Here is a 19,860-nt window from a genome sequence, read left to right on the forward strand (position 1 = left end):
AAGGATGTACTCTCATTTTCATACTACACCGGTCAAATACTGTTGCCGTTCTTGCTTTGAAAATTTCTCGATGGCATAGCGCAGCATGGTGCGAGGCATTGTTTTGTAATGGGTTTTCAAGAACGCTTTTTCAGTTGCCACATCCCGCTTGCCAATTTCTCGCAACATCCAGCCCACAGCTTTGTGGATCAAGTCTTCTGAATCATTTAGCAACAACTCTGACAGCTGTAGCGTATCGTCAAACTGATCGTTGCGAATAAACTGAAACGTGGACATGATTGCAATTCGTCTTTCCCAGAGATTACAGGATTGAGCTAATTGATAGAGAATTTGTCGATCCCTTGTTTCGAGGTAAACACCCACAATTTTGTAAGCTGAGCTATCCACCAAGTCCCAATTGTTGATGTATTGAGTATGGTCCAAATATAGCTGATAAATCGTTGTTTTCTCGGCATCGTTACCTTGGCTAAATTTGTGCACCAGGAGTAACAACGCAAACAAGCGTTCTTCATGAAAAGGGGACATTAACAGTTTTTTGACGTCTGGTAGTGATGTTGCCTGATGCTTTTTCACCTGTTTTCTAAGCGCAGGAACACGAATGCCGAGAAATTGGTCACCCTCGCCATATTCACCTTTTCCTGTCTTAAAGAAGCGTTGTGAATGTTCTGCTATAACAGGATCAGCAAGGTCTCGAAGAATGTTACTAATGTCTTTTGTCGTCATATTTAATAGCTCTATCCAAGGGTTATGCTGATCTTGTGCCGACTAAAACGGGTTGGAAAAATGGTTCATCCAGCCGAGTGACTGACGTGTAGCCTGCTGCTTCCATTAGCTGCATAAGGCGGGTGGGGGTGATTGCATAGTAGCGAGAGCGCATAACGTGGGTGTTAGCGATATCAGATTGTCGATTTTCTTCAATGAAGTACATTGACACGTCATAAATCTCGCCTTCAAAGTCCCATACTTGGAAGACAAAGTAGCGTTTGCCAGCATCTTCACGAACTCCATAAGGTTTGACAAGACCTTGACCTCTTTCTTCTTTGTCATAATCTCGCACGGTCAGCAGACAACCACCGCCAGTACAAGTACAGGCATACATCTGTTTAAGTGCCTTGAGGATTTCCCCATCACTGAGCAGGTGGGGAATTGAGTTATCGCAGGAAATAACAACGTCGAACCGGATTTGATGGTGATTATAGGCCTCTCGCATATCGCACACAGAGAAGCTGATATTGAGGTGACGTAATCGCGCTTCTTCTATTGCCCGTTGAATCTCTTTAGGTGAGAGATCGGAGGCTGTAACGCTATAACCTTTGGCGGCTAGACCGAGGGTTTGTGTGCCAATGCCGCAGGATACGTCTAGAATATGCTGAGCCTTTTCACCCCAATGGTCATGCATAATGGTGGATAGCTGTGTTGCTTGCGTTTCAACAGCTGTATCCCAATCTTTATAAATAATGTGATAAAAAGGCGCGAGGCGATCGTAGAAATCGTTCATTATGATGACTCACCGTTGCCTAAATTTATTAAATAACGACAGGTTTAACCGTGTACGTTGTTAGCCTACAACTGGTTGCTATACGTTTGCGCTCCTTGACAGGTTATCGTCAATTTTTACTGATACTTGAAGCATGAAACCATCGTTTCAGTCAAGCCGGTCAACCCATCTGAACCCTTGGCTAGCCGTGAATTATTCGCTGGTGTTTCCAGGGCTGGGGCAGTTATACAGCGCTTTCTGGTGGAAAGGAATCAGCCTGGTGCTAATGGCAGTTGTCATGATCGGCTATGCCACATGGTCTATTTTTGGGGCCCATGGCCAAACCATGTGGGGATTTTGGACGATAGGCTGCTTCCTCATGGTCTATAGCTTTAGTATTTTGGATGCCTATCGTGGCACTCAACCGGGGTACGCCAGCCGGATTTCAGTACCTCAGGGCAGGTCCGATCCTTGGTATGCCGTTTTTTTATCACAGCTGTTGCCTGGATTAGGCCATTTGTATCTACAGCAGGCTTTGGCTGGTGGGTTATTTCTTGGTACAGGTCTGCTGACGGCTTGGCTAGCGAATTCTATTCCCCAGTTGGTGCCCATTCCACCGCTGATTTGGGCACTGAGTTGTTATCACGTGTATGCCAGTTTTCCCCATCGAACCAGGGGTAAATCAGGTGCAAACTACCAAGCCAGAGCTGACGCGATCTCACGCCTCGTGATCGGTCTCCTGGTGATCCGGCTATGCTTAGGTTCAATACCAGGCTGGATTCAACGGGCGGTTGAGCAATGTATTGTCCCAAGTGAGTCCATGGCCCCGACCCTGCAAGTGGGCGATCGTCTTTTTGTACGGCGTGATCAAACGTATCGCCCTAACATTGGCGACATTATTGTATTTACCCCACCCGATGAGGCCCTGCTCGATCTTCCTGAGCCAGAGACAGCCGAGAATCTACTGTATGTAAAGCGCGTGATTGGCTTACCGGGTCAGCAAATAACCGTTAAAGAGGGTCGTGTTTATGTCGGCAATCGCCCGCTTACAGAAGCTTACGCTCAAGCAACATCTGCCTATGGGTGGGGACCGGAAACCGTGCCCGAAAACAGTTATTTTGTATTGGGCGATAACCGCAACAACAGTCAGGATTCCCATGTCTGGGGATATGTTCCTGAAGCCAACATTCTAGGGGCAGCCTACAAAATCTACTGGCCACCCAGTCGGGTTCAGCCACTGGGATAGGTGACCGAGCAATCGCTAATTCAAAGCTGAAAAGATGGGCACCCATAGAAATTGGAGTGCCCTAAGGGCTTAAGGCACCTAAGTCGCTAACGACTAACACCCACCAACGCAGGCTGTTTCGCAGACCTAACTACAACTCGAGCATCATCATCCAGATCAAAAACAGCCGTATCGCCATCTGTGATCGTTCCTGCCAGCAGGGCTTCAGCCAGGTAATCTTCTACCAAACGAGAGATGGCTCGACGCATGGGGCGAGCACCATAGGTTTGGTCATAGCCTTCATTCACCAGGTGCTCCCTAAAGGCATCGGTGAGTTCAAAGGTAATGTTGCGTTCAGCCAGGCGTCCAGTTACCTGAGCAAGGAGGATATCGGCAATCTGAGCAACCTCCTGCTTGATTAGCTGACGGAAGACGATAATCTCGTCAATACGGTTCAACAACTCAGGGCGGAAGAACTGCTTCATTTCTTCGTTAACCAAGTTGCGAATATTGTTATAGCGAGACGTCATCTCATCATCGGTACTGAGCTCAAAGCCCAAACCACCGCCACCTTTCTCAATCACCTTGGAACCAATGTTCGAAGTCATGATGATCAAGGTGTTCTTGAAGCTAACTTTGCGGCCCTTCGCATCATTTAGGTGACCATCATCCAACAGCTGTAGCAAAATGTTAAAGACATCGGGATGTGCCTTTTCAATTTCATCCAGCAAAATGACAGTGTAAGGCTTACGGCGTACGGCCTCGGTTAGCTGTCCGCCTTCGTCATAGCCCACATATCCCGGAGGAGAGCCAATCAGCTTAGACACCGATTGAGGTTCCATAAATTCCGACATATCGACGCGAATCATGGCGTCTTCTGCACCAAAGACAGAAGCTGCTAACGCTTTAGCTAACTCAGTTTTACCGACACCCGTGGGACCCGAGAAAATCAGGCTAGCAATGGGGCGATTGGGGTTACGCATGCCCACACGAGAACGTCGCACCGCCTTAGCAACCGCTTCGACCGCTTCGTTCTGGCCTATTACACGTTCATGCAGCGTATCTTCCAGATGCAGAATCATGGCAGATTCTGACTCAGACAAGCGGTTAACGGGTACGCCAGTCCAGGAGGACACAATGTCGGCAATGTCTTCATTCGTGACCTCAGGATGGGGCGTGCCATTGGGCAATAACTCTGCCAATAGACCCTGTTCCTTAACCCTTAAAGCTGCCACATCATTGAAGGCCTGACTTTCCAAAAGCTCCATAATTTTGCCCTGCACCTGACGCAGCTCCGTGCGCTTCTCCCCAGCCGGAATTTTCTGTGAGTATCGCAAACGCACCCGTGAGCCGGCTTCATCAATCAAGTCGATAGCTTTATCAGGCAAGTAACGATCGTTGATGTAGCGATCTGCCAGCGTCGCCGCAGCCTCAAGGGCTTCATCTGTAATGGTTAGCCGGTGGAACTGTTCGTAACGTCCCCGAATACCGCCCAAAATTTCTAACGTATCTTCGACGGAAGGCGGTGCCACAGTCACTCGCTGAAAACGACGCTCCAGGGCTGCATCCTTCTCGATGTACTTGCGGTATTCTTCCAGGGTCGTCGCTCCAATGCACTGAAGTTCACCGCGAGCCAGGGCGGGCTTCAGCAGGTTAGCCGCATCCATGCTGCCTTCTAACGAACCGGCACCGACCAGGGTATGAATTTCATCAATCACTAGAATGATGTTTTGAGCTTCCCGTACTTCAGACATTACCTGGTTGAGACGCTCTTCAAAGTCACCCCGGAAGCGGGTACCCGAAACCAGCATTGCCAGGTCAAGACTGATAACGCGACGGTCAAATAACGCCTCAGGCACATCTTGGTTGACGATGCGCTGGGCTAAACCTTCTGCGATCGCAGTTTTACCTACACCCGGTTCACCTACTAACACGGGGTTATTCTTAGTGCGCCGACCCAGAATTTGCACCACCCGCTCAATTTCTTCAAAGCGACCGATGACTGGGTCTAGCTTTCCATTGGCGGCTAGCTCCGTTAAGTCAGTACTAAATTCAGCCAGGACACCGCTGTTGCGCTTAGAGGCCTGTTCCGGTCGCTCACCATCACGGGAACGACCACCAGCCGTCACCGCCGACACCTCGCCAATGGTGCGAATCAACTGTGTACGGACCTGAGTAGGATCTACACCTAAATTAGTCAGGACTCGATAAGCAACGCTTTCTACGTTTTGAGTCAGACTCAGCAGTAAATGCTCTGGTTCGATGTAGGGATGATCCAGCTTACGTGCCTCTTGGAAAGCCTGCTCAAAAACTTGCTTAACCTTAGGCGTAAAAGGAATTTCAGTAGGCCCGTTACCAGATCCACGACCAATAATAGACTCCACTTCAGCACGAGAGTTGGCCAGGTTGACTCCAAAATCACTGAGTACTCGAGCGGCAATGCTAGAGCCTTCCTTCACAATCCCAAGTAGTAACTGCTCGCTACCAACGAAATTGTGACCCAGGCGTCTTGCCTCTTCCTGAGCTTGCATGATCACCGCAATTGCCGCATTGGTGAAATGTTCAAACATATTTTGTGGACCTCTGCCAGGATATGGAGTCGAAACCTATAAAAGACATTAAGTAATCGGTGTTAACCAAGATTACTCCAGACATTAAGTTTTTTAACTATGTAATAAAAATATACCCATCTTCGTTGCATCTCGACAGCCTGGAGAGCCGAAGTTGAGAAAGTGGGGTAATCCGTATAGCCCTGTAGACAACAGATATGGTTTCAGTTTGCCCGAAGGATAAAGGAATTTATAGGTCTATGAATCAACGAAGACCGAATCTCCATATCTATGCAGGGTGGATAAAAAATTGATAAAGAAATCGCCCCCTCACTGATGTTTGCTCGTGGTCAGCAGGGGGGCATCCGGACGGAATCTATTTAAATTGATTATTTTCTTTCAGCTTAAAAGAAGAATTCTAGAAAGAATTTATCAAGAGGGCGAGTGGTACGGTGCAATATTCTATCAGCCGTAAAAAATAACCTAAAAAAATCAATCAAGAGGAAAAACTATCAGACCTAGCAATAAAAACTCAGGGCAAAACCGCCCAGTTATATATCCATTACACGTACACAACTTTCTACGGTCTGTTCATGTCAAATGTTTTAACAAAGTTTTAGTTTAGAAACTCAATCATGAACCGTCTTTGTGTGGCAGTCTGTCAGCTACTTTTGAGACACCCTAGATAACGCCAGCTTGATCGGCATGACAAGTTTCTAAAATTCTTTCATCTAGCTCAGATAGGGTATTGATACGAGTAAATCCATCAATACCAAATTCAGGAGCGGCACCACCGGCAGCTAGCGTCGGCTGAGTCTCAACTGCAAGAGAGTAGGGATGGCTTGTCTGCTCGTAACTGTCCACAACCATTAAGTCTAAACGGGTCGCAGAGATATCACCATGGAAACAGTCGAATGAAGAGCTAGGCATGTAAAAAGCACCAACCGTGCGATCGCCAGTTACTTCAAACACCATATAAACTGACCCAGGTTGAGCCGCTGCTGGTTGTTGACCATATAGATAAACACCGTCGACCAGGGGGGCATTAGATAAAGGACTGGCTAGAGCGCTAGCTGAGCTTAGCAAAGTAGCACCGAGGAAAACGAGAGCAGACTTGACGAATTTCGGGCAACGGGGGTGAACTGACAAATAAGCCATGGGATACGTGATTACACCTCTTATGTAACTAGTATTGATGAATTTTTGGGCTAGCTAAGTGATACCTCTAGACATGGCTGATGACGTCTAACACTGGGTCATGTGACTGACGTCACAATGAACTGTATTGCTTGTATTGCAAGACTTATACAGATCTAACGCGGTGAAAATGATCAGCTTTAACCGTAAAATCATGATTGCTTGACGCAAATGCCGTTCACATCCCACCCATGACGTCACACAATGCCCTTAGGCAACAGCTAGAGCAGCTTGATGGACGCAGCTACTCTGCTTACAAACGCCTCAAGGGCAGCTATGACTTCCCTGGGTTTAAGCTCATCCTGGCCCATATTCAGGGAGATCCCTTTGCTGCCCCCAGTCGGGTCAGCCTCTGGACCAGTCACCAACACAGTCAATGGCCACAAACCTACTGGCATGACCAAACGCGACGCATCGTGCTAGCCGATTTTCTGCATCGGCAAATTCATCAGGCCATCCCCAAAATTCAGCAACGGCGGGGCTCCGGCAAAAGCGGTCGACTGATCATTGCAGACACTAGCCAGGCTGTTTTGGCGCGCACAGCTGTGCAGGTCACTGCCGAGGGGATAGAGCTGCGCCTGGGGGTGGGTTTACCTGCCTTTGGCCGCAGAATCGCAGGTCACGCTGTCAGGGATTTGCTAATTCAAGATTTACCGCATCTTGTGGCTACGGCTCTACACTATCAGCCCCAATGGTGTCAGGCTGTGGAGCAGCATATTGCGACCGTCGAAGATGCCAATGCCCTCAGACAGCAGTTGTCGGCTCAAAACCTCGTAGCTTTTATCGCCAATGGCTCAATTTTACCCAGACGTAGCGGTGTCGATTCTCGACCTCTAGCAACAGCCATGCCGTTTAAATCGCCAGGTTCTTTAGAGACTACCCTACCAACCCCCCATGGTGGACCCGTCACAGGTCTGGGTATTCCCCAGGGGGTAACGTTAATAGTCGGTGGTGGCTACCATGGCAAATCGACAGTACTCAAAGCCATTGCCCAGGGGGCCTATAATCATATCCCTGGTGACGGTCGTGAACAGGTAGTAGCCAATACAGCCACCGTCAAGATTCGAGCAGAGGATGGTCGCAGTGTGACCGGTGTGGATATTTCGCCGTTTATTGATCGGCTGCCCCAGGGAATATCCACCCGGTCTTTTAGTACCACTAACGCTAGCGGCAGTACATCCCAAGCCGCCAATATTTTAGAGGCGATTGAAGCTGGGGTGCAGGTATTGTTGATTGATGAGGATACGGCGGCGACGAATTTGATGATTCGCGATCGCAACATGCAAACGCTCATCGCCAAGGATAAAGAACCCATCACCCCATTTATTGATAAGGTCCGACAGCTTTACACCGATCACGGTATTTCTACAGTTTTGGTCATGGGCGGCAGCGGTGACTATTTTGAAGTGGCTGACCATGTGATTGCCCTGGATAACTATGGGGCTAAGGATGTCACTGCTGAGGCTAAGGCAATTGCGGCTGAGTATCCTAGCGATCGCAAAATAGAAGGCGGTCAGAACTTTGGCACCATCACCCAACGACACATTCAGCTACCTAAATTTGACACCGATCGCAAACCGGCTAAAGTCAAAACCCAAAGTCTCACCACCCTAACCATCGGCCAAGAAGATATCGACCTACGCGGCATTGAACAACTCATAGAGCCCAATCAAACCAGAGCCATCGCCCACGCCATTCTCACCTGGCAACAGCAAAATCGTTCCCACTCATTAAAAAGTCTCTTAGACGACATCATGGACTGGGTAAACCGAGGAGACTTTGACTCACTCACTCCTTATCCCATGGCCGACCTCAGTGAATTTCGTCGCTATGAACTCGCCGCTGTCATTAATCGACTGAGAAATCTCAGGATAATTGCGGATAGATAGATTTTATCAACTTAGTAGAAACACCCATAAACTCTCCTAAAAATGAAATAATTGAAACTTTAGTGAATCGATATTGTTATCGATAGTCAGTGAAGCCAGGTGGGCACGTTTAGCTTGAGATAGATGTGTCTTTTTATACCTCTGCCTATACTGGTCATATGCAACACCCTCAAGACCCCAACCTCGAACAACCACGATTTAGATGGTCCTGGTTTACCCTCAGCTGCGTTAGTTTATTCTCTGGCTTTTTGTACCTGGCTGTTGTGGATATTACAGCTCCCGTCCAACTGACACAAAACCAAACTGAGCAGCAACCTTAGGGGCTAAGCACTGATTGATTAAATAAACAATAATCCGAAGGGCTCGTTATTTTTAGAAAATGACGAGCCCTTTGAATTTAAACCAGTACAAGATGCCTTATGGCTACACAAGTATGGCTACACAAATAGAGTAAATTGCTAATTTATTTTTCTACCCAAAGCTAGTAATCAATTTTTTTAGCATCTAGCCAGGGTTTGGCGCTGATTATGCAAATTTTTATTGCTTAGACTAGATATAACCGATTGCAACGTAGATATTCAGAGAAAATTTAAGCACCTGCGACATTAAAAGCGTCTGAGTTCAAAAATAGCATTCTCCATATAAAGGGTATTCGATAACCATGGCTGATCTCGCTGCTGCCCCTGGAGTCATATCTTTGACATTCAGAAATTTACCACCATGAGCGACTCTTCTCCAATCCCTGAACCCCAAGAAACTAGCCAAGCTTCGGAAACGTCACAAACGTCTTCTAAAACCGATGAAGCCTCAGAAAAACCACATACCCTTCTTGGCAACTGGGACGTAATCGATAAAATCTTCGAGTATGTATCTGCTCTGGAGTTAAAAAGTCGTAATGAGGGTTTATCTGATAGCAGTAAGCTAATTACAGGAGAGACCATAGATGAGTTACAGGACCTGTACAATAACAAAAAACTATTTAGCCAAAACTGGCTGATCAAGAAGGAAACAGCTTTTCAATTTATCAATAAAGAATTCGATATTCCTAAAGATGAGATCCGCAAGTCCTATCATAAATTCATGGTAGCCCAGAGGATCCGCCATACCCAGCAGCGAATTGATTTTACAAAACCGTTGATTTGGCTACGGGCAAGTGGTATCTGGTTTGTTAATCTATCTGGGCGTTGGGTAGTTCTAATCGGGGGAGTTGCGTCTTTAATCACTGCGTCAAGTTTTATTTGGGAATGGTCCGCAAGTAATCAACTAAGACGAGAAGAAATCCTTCAAGCCCGAGAACAATCGATCCAAGCCGCCCTACAATCAATCGATACAGCTGGTGTGGGTGACAGAAGTCTACAAATCAAAAGTGCCATTGAACTGCTCGCAGCTGAAGGCAGGTCTCTAGATGGGATTACGATAAATCAGAAAAATCTAACTCTATTGAATCTTAGCCCCAACAACCTTGAGAAAATAAAGAAATCGCTAACTGCCAGAGGTCAATGGGCCTGGTTCACTGATTTTTTCAAAGGGAATAACGCCAAGAATAGAACAGCGGATACAAAAGACATTAATGCCGAGCCCGAACCCAATTGCGTTCAGAGATCTCAACAGGAAGGCTGGTCTAACAGCATTCGAGACGGCATTACCTGTGTCAGCATGGCTCGCTCAAGTTTTCGTGGATCAAAGCTGCAAAGCTCAAGATTTGACCATGCCCATTTACTTCAAGCTGATTTTAGTGACTCATCAGAGCTTGAAAATGAAACGGGTCTTGAGGAAAATAATGCTTCGGCCCAAGTTGTAAAGTTGAGTGATGATACTACGTCCAATGGTTCGGCTCAGGCTACGACGACTTCTGACAATCAGGTAAGTTCTCCAAGTAACGAGTCTGTTCCTGATAGTCAGGAGGTAGATTCTAATGCAATATCAGAAATAGCTGCACCAGATTCTGAAGAAGGCCTCAAACCTGATGAAAAAAAATCCTCGGGCCAACATCAGGGAACTGATGTTGCTTATAAAACCCGCACTGATTTGACTAATGTCTCGTTCTACAATGCCGATTTAACCAATGTGACCTTTGAAAACGCCATTCTTGAGTTCGTAAATTTTAGATGGGCGACATTTGGGGGATTTGGAGACGGCATTAATGAAAATATGTTTAATGGTGCAGATTTAATAGGAGCAGATTTCAGAAGTGCTAAGATTTCTGGAGATAATAAGGTCTTTATTGAAGAACTCCGAAAAGCAAAGAATTGGAAAAGTGCCATATATGATCCTGAACTGAGAACATATAAAAGCACTTCGGAAGGTAATAGATTTCTATGTGGTGAAATTAAGTTTTCTGTTTTCAGTACAGAATCACCTCCTAAGTTTTTAGGTCACTTCCCCAGTCAGATGACAAAGGGAAAATTTATAGACCATATAAAGAATCTTGCTAGTAATGGGGATGATGAAATAAAACAAATTCCATTAGACTGTTTTGACTTTCAGTCCTTTAGAGATTCAGACTTTCTGAGCAATGAACTTGAGCTTTTTATCAATGCCAATTTTACAGACTCAACCTTAAATAAAGTCAACTTTAGTGGTACAAATCTCTCTAATGCTTCTTTGAAAAACGCCAACCTCACGCACACGAACTTGACAGGTATTACTCCTGAGATGATTGATGTCAAGGAGTTAGTGAAAACCAAAAACGAAAGATTAGCAGCTTACAGCAAGGAATTAAGGGGAGAATTTTGTAAAGGTGATAATTCTGTGCTCTCCTCAATTGGCGAGCCTTATTTCCTTATACATGACGGTAATTCAAGTTCTCAAGTCTTGGGACATTTGCCTAAGGGGGGCAATCCCAATGGTGAGGGGAAAGGACACTTTGATGAAATTCAGTTTAAAAAATACATTGGTGAGTTAAGAGGCAGTGGAAGCTTAGATTTTAGTTGCTATAGCTTTAAAAACTTCAGTAATGTAGATTTTTTTGAGGGAGAAGATTTACAGAGGGCAGATTTTGGTCGCTCACATCTAGTCTTGCTTAGTTTAGAAGAAACTAACCTATCAGAGGCTAATTTTAGTCATTCTAAGTTAGCGCGAGTTAGCTTTAAAGGAAGTAACTTATCCAACGTCAATTGGACTGAAGCTGATCTGCAATATGCTGACTTGACCGAGGTGAGTTCGGATGAGCTCAATCTCGAAGACCTTATCTCCGAAACTAGTAATTGGAAGGTTGCTCTATTTAGCCAGTCCATGAGGCGTCAAGAAGAACTGTGTAGGAAAGTGCAGTTCTTAATCAAACAACGCCCTAATGATAGGAGGTCAATCCGTTCCTATGATGCTAAGAAACAAGCTTCAGGCAATGAGGACGAGGTGATCTCAAAAACAGAGGTGGCAGCATATTTGAACAATCTAAGAGAATACGAGACTATTGATCTCAGCTGTTATGACTTAACCGTCTTTCAAAATACAAAATTCTTTGAGGGAGAAAACTTCTCAGGCGCAGATTTTAGCAACTCCATACTGACTAGAGTGAGTCTTGCCAATAGCGATCTAAGCGATGCTCAGTTGGCTGAGGCAAATTTATATTACACTAATTTTTCTGGTATTCCCTCAGCAAACATTGATGTAGAACAGATTCTTGCTGCAACAAACAATAGTGTTGCCATCTACAGTGATGAACTTAGAAATACAGATCAACTTTGTGGAATAGCTAACTTTTTACTGCAAGAATCTGCCAAATATAATTCCACAGTAATTGGACATATACCTGGCCAAGGCGAGTTTACAGAGAATAACTTGAAGAGTTATCTAGAAGGCCGTCGACAAGAAAACCGTCTGGATTTATCGTGTCTGTCGTTTGAAAAGTTCCAAAATAGTGATTTTCTAGCAGGTTTGGATCTAGGGAGCTTTGATTTTCAAAGAAGTAATCTTAAAGAGATCAATCTGAGTGATGCCAATTTAGCCCGTATCGATTTTAGCGGTGCCGATCTGACAGGCGCTAATTTAGATAATGCAGATCTGCTGTGTACAGATTTTCGAGGAGCTTTAGGTTTGACGATCGAACAGGTCAAAACTTCTAAAAATAAAGGCTTTGCTATCTATGATGCAGAGTTTCGAAGTCGCCTTGAAGCAGCGAACATAGTATCTGAATCACAGCAATGTGACTCAGATACTTGAAATGCGTCCAGCATGCCAACCTCTTCCGGTACTCTTTGAAGGTTAGATTACTCCCATAAAGAAAGGGCCTGCTGAAATGACAGACCCTTTTGGAACTTAACCAATCTTGTTTATCAACAGTAAAGCGTTAGACCGTGGCTGTTTCCTTAGTCCACTCTGTGTGGAAGGTACCTTCTTGGTCCACACGCTTGTAGGTGTGAGCACCGAAGTAATCGCGCTGAGCCTGGGTGAGGTTCTGGGGTAGCTGAGCCCGACGGTAGCTGTCGAAGTAATCTAAAGATGCACTAAAGGCAGGCACTGGCACACCATATTGGGCGGCCATGGCAACCACATCACGCCAAGCAGACTGGCGGTCTAAAATTGTCTGCTTAAACTCAGGAGCCAACAACAAGTTAGGCAGTGCAGGATTCTCAGAAAATGCATGCTTAATCTTGTTCAAGAATCTGGCGCGGATGATGCAGCCACCTTTCCAAATGCGGGCACATTCGCCTAGATCCAGGTCATAATCATAGGTCTCTGATGCCTTACGCAACAGGGCCATTCCTTGAGCATAGGAACAAATTTTAGAACAATACAACGCATCCCGAATCTTGTTGATCCACAGGGTGGTGTTATCCGTGATCGTGCCATCGGGACCGCTAATCTGGGTAGATGCGGCCACCCGCTCATCCTTAAGAGAAGACATAATCCGCGCATTGACCGCTGCTGTGATGGTGGGAATACTCACACCCATTTCCAGGGCATTCATCACTGTCCAACGACCAGTGCCTTTTTGACCAGCAGCATCTAAGATTTTTTCTACCAGAGCCGTATCACCTTCGGTTTTGGTGAAAATATCAGCCGTAATCTCAATTAAAAAGGAATCCAACTCCTCAGTTGTATTCCACTGGGCAAAGATTTCATGGAGCTGCTGATGTCCCAAACCCAAGACATTTTTCATCAGATCATAGGCTTCGGCAATTAGCTGCATGTCGCCATACTCGATGCCGTTATGCACCATCTTGACGTAGTGGCCAGCACCGCCGGGGCCAATGTAGGTGACACAGGGACCATCATCCACTTGGGCCGCAATTTTTCTGACAATGGATTCGATGGACTCATAGGCAGCACGGGTACCACCGGGCATCAAACTGGGACCATTCAGGGCTCCTTCTTCACCGCCGCTTACACCCATGCCGATAAAGCGAAAACCTGCCGCTTCCAGGGTCTTTACACGACGCTCGGTGTCTTCATATAGGGAGTTACCACCGTCGATGATCATGTCATCGGGATCAAGCAATGGCATTAATTGCTCAATCACAGCATCCACTGGCTTACCCGCCTTAACCATCAGTAAAATCTGACGAGGGCGCTCTAGCGAAGCAACGAACTCCTCCAGGGAATAGGCAGCTACAACATTTTTACCAACTGCTCGATTTGCCATAAAGGCATCGGTTTTTTCGCGCGATCGGTTGTAAACAGAAATCGGAAAACCGTTGCGTTCGACATTGAGGGCTAGATTTTCCCCCATCACCGCCAGTCCAATTACTCCAAAACTTTGTGCCATAACCTGTTTCCTAGTGTCTACGATGTAATATTGGCGCTGTCATTGGGTACCAGCGTAGACACAATTTTCTAAAACATGGACGGACTCATAGGTTTTCTTCAAACTCCATGTAATAACCCTGTATTCAAGGTTTTATTTGCTACTAAAACCCTCGGTTATTCGGGAGGTTGAGTGTGATTTACATCTTATAGTACAATTGAACTGACTATTGGGTCTGTATATGTACTAATTTTAATTGAAATGACAGCTTTGTCACGAAGACGACCCATGGTTATCCAGGGGTACGGCATGATGTATCAGAACTTGAGCTGCCGACCTTGATATGGGGTTTTACTTAGCAGTATCTTCACAGTTAGTATCGGTTTGAGTTAGTTATTCGTTGTCAAAAGTTTTTTAGCTCCCAACTTGCGTTATGCCTACTTCTACGATGAAGCTCCTTAGCATTGATCTGGGTCGTACAGCCACGAAAACCTGTATTAAGCGAAATCAGAATGATGTGGTACTAGTTCCTTCGAATGTTGCCCATCTGACAGTAGAGCAAGCTCGACGGGGTGGCTTTGAATCGCAACCCAGCGATCCGTTGCTTGATATGTGGTTGGAATACCAGGGCAAGGGATATGCCGTTGGGCATTTGGCTGCTGACTTTGGGGCTGATCTAGGTGTGGGGCAATCTAAAGTAGATGATGCCCTGGTGAAAACGTTGGCCTGTGTAGGTTACTTTGGCCTCAAGGGCAACCTGGGCGTTGTATTGGGTTTGCCTTATCACTCCCAGGAGCAGTTTGATAGCGAAAAGTCAGAAATTATCAGTTTACTGACATCTCCCCATGTCATGGTTTATCGAGGCCAGTCCATGGAAATAAATATAGACAAGGTTTGGGTGATGCCAGAGGGGTACGGCAGTCTAATTTGGAGTGAGGCTCAAAATAAGCGCACTTCCAGTCCTGATTTCCCAAATCTATCGGTCGCCATTGTGGATATTGGCCATCAAACGACGGATTTTCTGGCCATTGATCGTTTCCGGTTTGCCCGTGGGGCGTCCCAAAGTGAATCGTTTGGGATGGCTCAGTTTTATGAGCGGGTGGCGGCGCAAATTGATGGAGCTGATAGTCAATCCCTTTCCTTAATTACGGCTGTACATAATCTCGAAGGGGAGCGTTTTTATCGTCCCAAGGGGGCTTCTCGGCCAACGGATTTGGATGAAATTCTGCCTAGCTTAAGAAAGAGCTTTGCCCGTGAGCTATCCCAACGTTTTCTAAGCTGGTTGCCAGAGCGCGCTACAGATGTGATTGTGACGGGTGGTGGCGGTGAATTTTTCTGGAGCGATCTGCGTCCTTTATTAAAAGAGGCCAGACTTAAGGGGCATTTGGCTAAGCCTTCACGACAGGCCAATGCGTTAGGCCAGTATATCTACGGTGAGGCCCAGCTAGCTAATCTAAAAGCTGCTGCTGGGTAGTTTTCTGGGTAAGTAATTTTAATTTCCAGCTAATAAAGGTTAATCGAACCTTAGATTGACGGGTAACCCCCAGCTATGCGTTATTAGGGGCAGTGTTATTTGTGCCGCTGCTCGATCATGCCTGCCAAATCTATCCGTAAGAGTGTTTCCTTTGACGATAGTGATGGGGATCGGGTTTTGCTGGATGCGATCGCAAACCACCAGTCTAAGCATGCTCAATCGTTTAGCGATCTCTGTAAGCAGGCACTCCATCAATATCTATTAAGCCGTGAACCCACGCAATCGGTAATGCTGTTTATGGAATTGCAGCATCAGATTGCCCAATTGAATGTGCGTGTAGCCACCCTCGAAGACAACAGCAGCCTTGCAGCGGCCTTTCCCCCACCAGATAGTCAGCATGGGGATCCTAACAGGGGAACTCATCATGAGATTCCGGCAGAGCAGGCCACAGTCCCAGACGAAGAAGCCGATGCGGTGACAGTGACCGATGACCCGGTACTTAATCGCTTGGGTCCTCTATTGGAGGAATTCTAAACTGGGAAATTACCGGTGTTGATTCAGAGGATGATAAACCGATCAGTCTAATTGCGTACCCACCAAAACTGGAGACATAAAATCCGACTGAGGATTAGCCACACCGGAAAATTTATAGCTTTGCAAACACAATCTTCAAAAAAAACGTAAACTAACTGCGGACACTTCATCAAATCTTGCCCATCTTTGTAAACAAGGCCAGTAGCATAAGTTCAAGGGTGTATCAAGAACTTTACATATTCGGGGGTTTAATGCTGTCTTATTGTTCCTGTAGCCAGATAGCCAGATCCGGTTTGATCTAGCCCATTAGCTCTGGTGTGAACTTAGATGGCTGATTAATAGTCCTTAATGTTTAGCGGGTTCACTAACCGACTGTAATGGAAAAACTGAATGTGACGGCAACGGGCCGCTGGTTGTCCTTGGTCTGCGCATCCTTGGGCATACTGTTGGCTGTGCCCAGGTCTGCCAGTGCTCAATCTGCTTTGACGTGGGCCAGAATAGAACTTACACGTAATCAAGTACAGCTATTTACCGATGGTCGCTCTCGTAGGGCACGGGTCTCCGATGTGCTCGGCGTTGGCGACGCCTTGAGCACGGCTCGCAGGGCACGAGCAGAGCTGCGTTTTAATGATGGCTCCCTTGCCCGCATTGGCGAAAGTGCAGTTTTCCAATTTACCCCCAATACCCGTAATTTTCGGCTGTCCAACGGTACGGTCCTGCTACTAATTCCCCCTGGTCAGGGGCGGACGACTATCCAAACCCCTAACGCCGTCACTGGTATCCATGGCTCAGCACTGTTTGTGCGCTTTGTCCCTGACACCAACACCACGATTATTGGTGCCCTGACCAACAACCCAGAAGGTCCGATGATGGCCTTTAATGAGGATGGTTCTGCCCAACAGCCGCTCTACGCTGGAGAGATGGCGGTGCTGCATGAAGATGGCAAGTTAGAGCTTTTTTCTTTTGACCTCCACGAGTTCTATGCCACCAGTGATTTAGTCACTGGCCTCCTATTGGATAACCCGGAAGCATCCACAGGTGATGAGGCCATTGATGCGGTCAGACAAGAAATTCAGGAGGCCCTGGAAGGAGAGAGTTTTGAGGATGGTGACGATGTCATTCAAAATCCAGAATTCCTTTCGGCTAATTCATCTAACCGTATAGCGTCGTCCACAACCATCCCGGACTTTTCCCTATCGCCCGCTGCTGACTTTTTACAACAGCGTAATATCAATGAGCGGTTTGATAATACGGTTAATGCTACGGTGAATCAACCAGATATAGAATCGCGACGGCCTAATCCACCTGGGGTAGATCGCCCTAATCCTCAGCCCCCCGCTAGACCCAATCCGCCGACAACGCCTAAACCACCCGTGGCACCTAGACCCGTTGAGCCGACCAATCCCGGTGGTCCGACGACACCTGGCGGCCCAACCCCTGGTGGCCCTGGTGACCCTGGTGGCCCAACCCCTGGTGGCGGCGACAAGCCTGATCTACCGATTGAGCCCCCTAACCAACCAACACCAAATATTCCTGCCCCCGTTACCCCTGAGCCTACAGAACCGATTTCTCAGCCAACTCCAGGTGTTGAGCCGATTGCGCCAACACCTCAAACACCGCCTGAACCGAGCATTCCTGAACCGGCACCTTCACCACCTGTGATTGATACTCCCGTCATTGTAGGTACCCCTGAACCGACTGTCCCTGGGGTAACTCCACCTCCTGACAAACCTGCACCCCCCATTGAACCGATTGCGCCTGAAGCCGTCATACCCCCCGATAACAACGTTGAAAATATTGTGGAAAGCCCCATCGAGGTGGTCCCCCAGCCTGAGACTGAGGTCCAAATAGACCGTCTGCCAGACGCTGTCGCTGAGCCACCTGTGGAGCCACCGGCACAAACAGCGCCGGTGAACGCACCCCCAGGGACCTAACAATAGATACGCCAGATACGCCAGATACGTAAGGCATGGGCCAAGCAGAAGAGGACAGAGGAAACAACTTTCCTCTGTCCTTTTTTGTCCTTGTTATATTTGAGGCGCAATCACTTTCTCAGGAAATATCTGTAGAAGAGAGTTTTGACGTTGTTCTAACGTCTCAGTATTTGACCACCAGAGAGACTCATAGAAGAAAAAGGAAACGCCAGCATAGGCGCGATCGCGCACCGCTGTCACCTGTTCTTGAATCCGCGCCATAGGCACAGGGCGGCCTCGTAAACCACTAAGTACACCCACCGCCGTTGGAATGTGACGGCGCGCATCCTGAGCAGGATCACGGTTCATTTCCCAAACGAATCGCCCTAAATCACTGCGATAAAGCTGCACAATGAGTTCTTCAATGTAGCCTCGATTCACCCAGGTATCCCAATCTTGCAAAAAGTGTTTGTAGGCAAACTCCTGGGGATTGGGAGACACTGACACAATTGCCTGGGGCTGTTGGGCCTTCACCACTTCAAAGGTGCGACCCATAAAGTCGGTAATTTTGTTAGCCCGCCAGCGAGTCCACTCTGGGTCATGGATATCTGCTGGAGGAGCCTTACCGTTGTGTTCTTGGCGATACAGGTTAACGGTATAAGGGTCATAGCCATAGACCGCCGGTAACCCAAAATGATCATCCACCTGGAAGCCATCGATGGGGTAAGTAGCTGCCAACTCGCTCACCATGTCGAGCATAAACTGTTGCACTTCAGGGTGAAACGGATTGAGCCAAACTCGATTATGGGTACCTTCTGCTTTCACCGTGCTGCCGTCAGCTTTTTGAGTGAGCCAGTCTGGGTGGCTGCGTGCTAAAGCCGAATCAGCTGGAGCCATAAACCCGAATTCAAACCAGGGAATCACCCGCAACCCTAAGGGACGAGCCAAGCTGATCAGCTCCAGCAACATGTCGCGATCGCCCTGGGCAGCTTCCAGGGCTTCATTACGCTCCCCAGTATCATCCACATCCGGGTACAGACCTTGTTGATAGCCAAAGGTCCGTTTGGCCACATCGCTGGGATACAGGGTATATCCCCAATTCCACACCGTTGGATATACCGTATTAAAGTTGAGATCGGCTAGGCGCTGCAAACTGGTCTCTAGGGCATCCCGCGAAAATAACACCTGGCTATCAACATTGGTCATCCACACCCCGCGAATCTCTCTTGCGGGCAGGGGGGCATCAGCCATGGTCCCCGGTTGCACTCGATCAGGAACCAACGCAGCCACGGTCTGATCTGGGCTCGCCGCACACAACAGATTAGCGGCCATACCATAGGTGGCACTGCGGTTGGGGTAAAAACGAACCTGTTCCCTGGAGGCTCGGCCATAGGACTCAGTCGGTATCACCCCTTGGCCTAACGCTGCTGCCACACCTTCACGATTTTCGTAAGCGATGAGGGCGCTGTCACGAAATGTGGCGTCTAATAGCTGTGTGGCCTGGGCTTCATAGGGTAAAGCCGCACCGGTGGTGAGAATGGATAGGGCTTGCGATCGCAAAAGTGCCCGCTGTCCATTAGCCTCATCACCCAGGGCTGCATCCAACAGTTGCTCGACCTCGGTATCCCCCTCAAACGTCAATCCCAACGACTCATTAGCGGCTGCAAACTTACCTGGAAAGGTCACCAATACTGCCGAAGCAAACGTCTGCTGCGAAATCGATTGAAACGACTGGCGTATCGCACTAGTATCTAAGATTTGGCGCTGGCCAAGGGTGGCAACACAAGGCTGTTGACGCCAGTCTGCAGCCCGCACACCCAAACCGAAACACCCAAGCCAAGCACAAATGAAAAAACTCAAAATCCCATAGCACAGGAATTTTGCTCGCAAAAAAGATCCCCAAAAAGACATTCGCC

The 19,860-nt window shown here is 47.4% G+C and carries 12 protein-coding genes; 6 read left to right on the top strand and 6 right to left on the bottom strand.

The window, feature by feature from the left end; genetic code table 11:
- Positions 1–18: 18 nt before the first annotated feature.
- Together DXZ20_RS22380 and DXZ20_RS22385 are read right to left on the bottom strand one after the other, a co-directional pair.
- The gene (locus DXZ20_RS22380; protein WP_163700829.1) at positions 19–723 is read right to left on the bottom strand and encodes a DNA alkylation repair protein; all 705 of its coding nucleotides are present in this window, start codon (positions 721–723) and stop codon (positions 19–21) included.
- 22 nt (positions 724–745) lie between these two features.
- Positions 746–1,498 (bottom strand): class I SAM-dependent DNA methyltransferase, encoded by a 753-nt coding sequence (locus tag DXZ20_RS22385; protein WP_163700832.1) that lies wholly within the window; start codon positions 1,496–1,498, stop codon positions 746–748.
- A gap of 133 nt (positions 1,499–1,631) precedes the next feature.
- On the opposite strand from DXZ20_RS22385, the gene lepB reads away from it, so the two are divergent.
- The gene (lepB, locus tag DXZ20_RS22390) at positions 1,632–2,723 is read left to right on the top strand and encodes a signal peptidase I (RefSeq protein WP_163700835.1); all 1,092 of its coding nucleotides are present in this window, start codon (positions 1,632–1,634) and stop codon (positions 2,721–2,723) included.
- 86 nt (positions 2,724–2,809) lie between these two features.
- Here the strand turns inward: lepB and DXZ20_RS22395 are convergent, their stop codons facing one another.
- Complete coding sequence (locus DXZ20_RS22395; protein WP_163670910.1) at positions 2,810–5,272, bottom strand: ATP-dependent Clp protease ATP-binding subunit; 2,463 nt, start codon at positions 5,270–5,272, stop codon at positions 2,810–2,812.
- 660 nt (positions 5,273–5,932) lie between these two features.
- On the bottom strand, positions 5,933–6,337 hold the full coding sequence (locus tag DXZ20_RS22400) for a hypothetical protein (RefSeq protein ID WP_163700838.1): 405 nt from the start codon (positions 6,335–6,337) through the stop codon (positions 5,933–5,935).
- A 302-nt stretch (positions 6,338–6,639) separates the two neighbouring features.
- On the opposite strand from DXZ20_RS22400, the gene DXZ20_RS22405 reads away from it, so the two are divergent.
- Complete coding sequence (locus tag DXZ20_RS22405) at positions 6,640–8,337, top strand: ABC-ATPase domain-containing protein (RefSeq protein ID WP_163700840.1); 1,698 nt, start codon at positions 6,640–6,642, stop codon at positions 8,335–8,337.
- Positions 8,338–9,057: 720 nt separating this feature from the next.
- Complete coding sequence (locus DXZ20_RS22410) at positions 9,058–12,498, top strand: pentapeptide repeat-containing protein (protein WP_163700844.1); 3,441 nt, start codon at positions 9,058–9,060, stop codon at positions 12,496–12,498.
- Positions 12,499–12,625: 127 nt separating this feature from the next.
- Here the strand turns inward: DXZ20_RS22410 and gndA are convergent, their stop codons facing one another.
- Complete coding sequence (gndA, locus tag DXZ20_RS22415) at positions 12,626–14,044, bottom strand: NADP-dependent phosphogluconate dehydrogenase (RefSeq protein WP_163670919.1); 1,419 nt, start codon at positions 14,042–14,044, stop codon at positions 12,626–12,628.
- A 412-nt stretch (positions 14,045–14,456) separates the two neighbouring features.
- Between gndA and fcmB the strand changes: the two genes are divergently transcribed.
- From fcmB to DXZ20_RS22430, 3 genes are all read left to right on the top strand, one after another.
- Positions 14,457–15,497: a filament morphology actin-like protein FcmB gene (gene fcmB / locus DXZ20_RS22420; protein ID WP_163670921.1), complete on the top strand. Its 1,041-nt coding sequence runs from the start codon at positions 14,457–14,459 to the stop codon at positions 15,495–15,497.
- Positions 15,498–15,614: 117 nt separating this feature from the next.
- On the top strand, positions 15,615–16,031 hold the full coding sequence (fcmC, locus tag DXZ20_RS22425; RefSeq protein WP_163670923.1) for a filament morphology membrane protein FcmC: 417 nt from the start codon (positions 15,615–15,617) through the stop codon (positions 16,029–16,031).
- A gap of 377 nt (positions 16,032–16,408) precedes the next feature.
- Positions 16,409–17,965, top strand: coding sequence for a FecR domain-containing protein (locus tag DXZ20_RS22430; RefSeq protein ID WP_163700847.1), 1,557 nt, complete (start codon positions 16,409–16,411; stop codon positions 17,963–17,965).
- A gap of 93 nt (positions 17,966–18,058) precedes the next feature.
- On the opposite strand, the gene DXZ20_RS22435 is transcribed toward DXZ20_RS22430, so the two are convergent.
- Positions 18,059–19,759: a glycoside hydrolase family 10-like protein gene (locus DXZ20_RS22435; protein ID WP_348918773.1), complete on the bottom strand. Its 1,701-nt coding sequence runs from the start codon at positions 19,757–19,759 to the stop codon at positions 18,059–18,061.
- Positions 19,760–19,860 lie beyond the last annotated feature (101 nt).

It is taken from the genome of Adonisia turfae CCMR0081 (genome assembly GCF_011009555.1).
GTDB lineage: Bacteria > Cyanobacteriota > Cyanobacteriia > Phormidesmidales > Phormidesmidaceae > Leptothoe > Leptothoe turfae.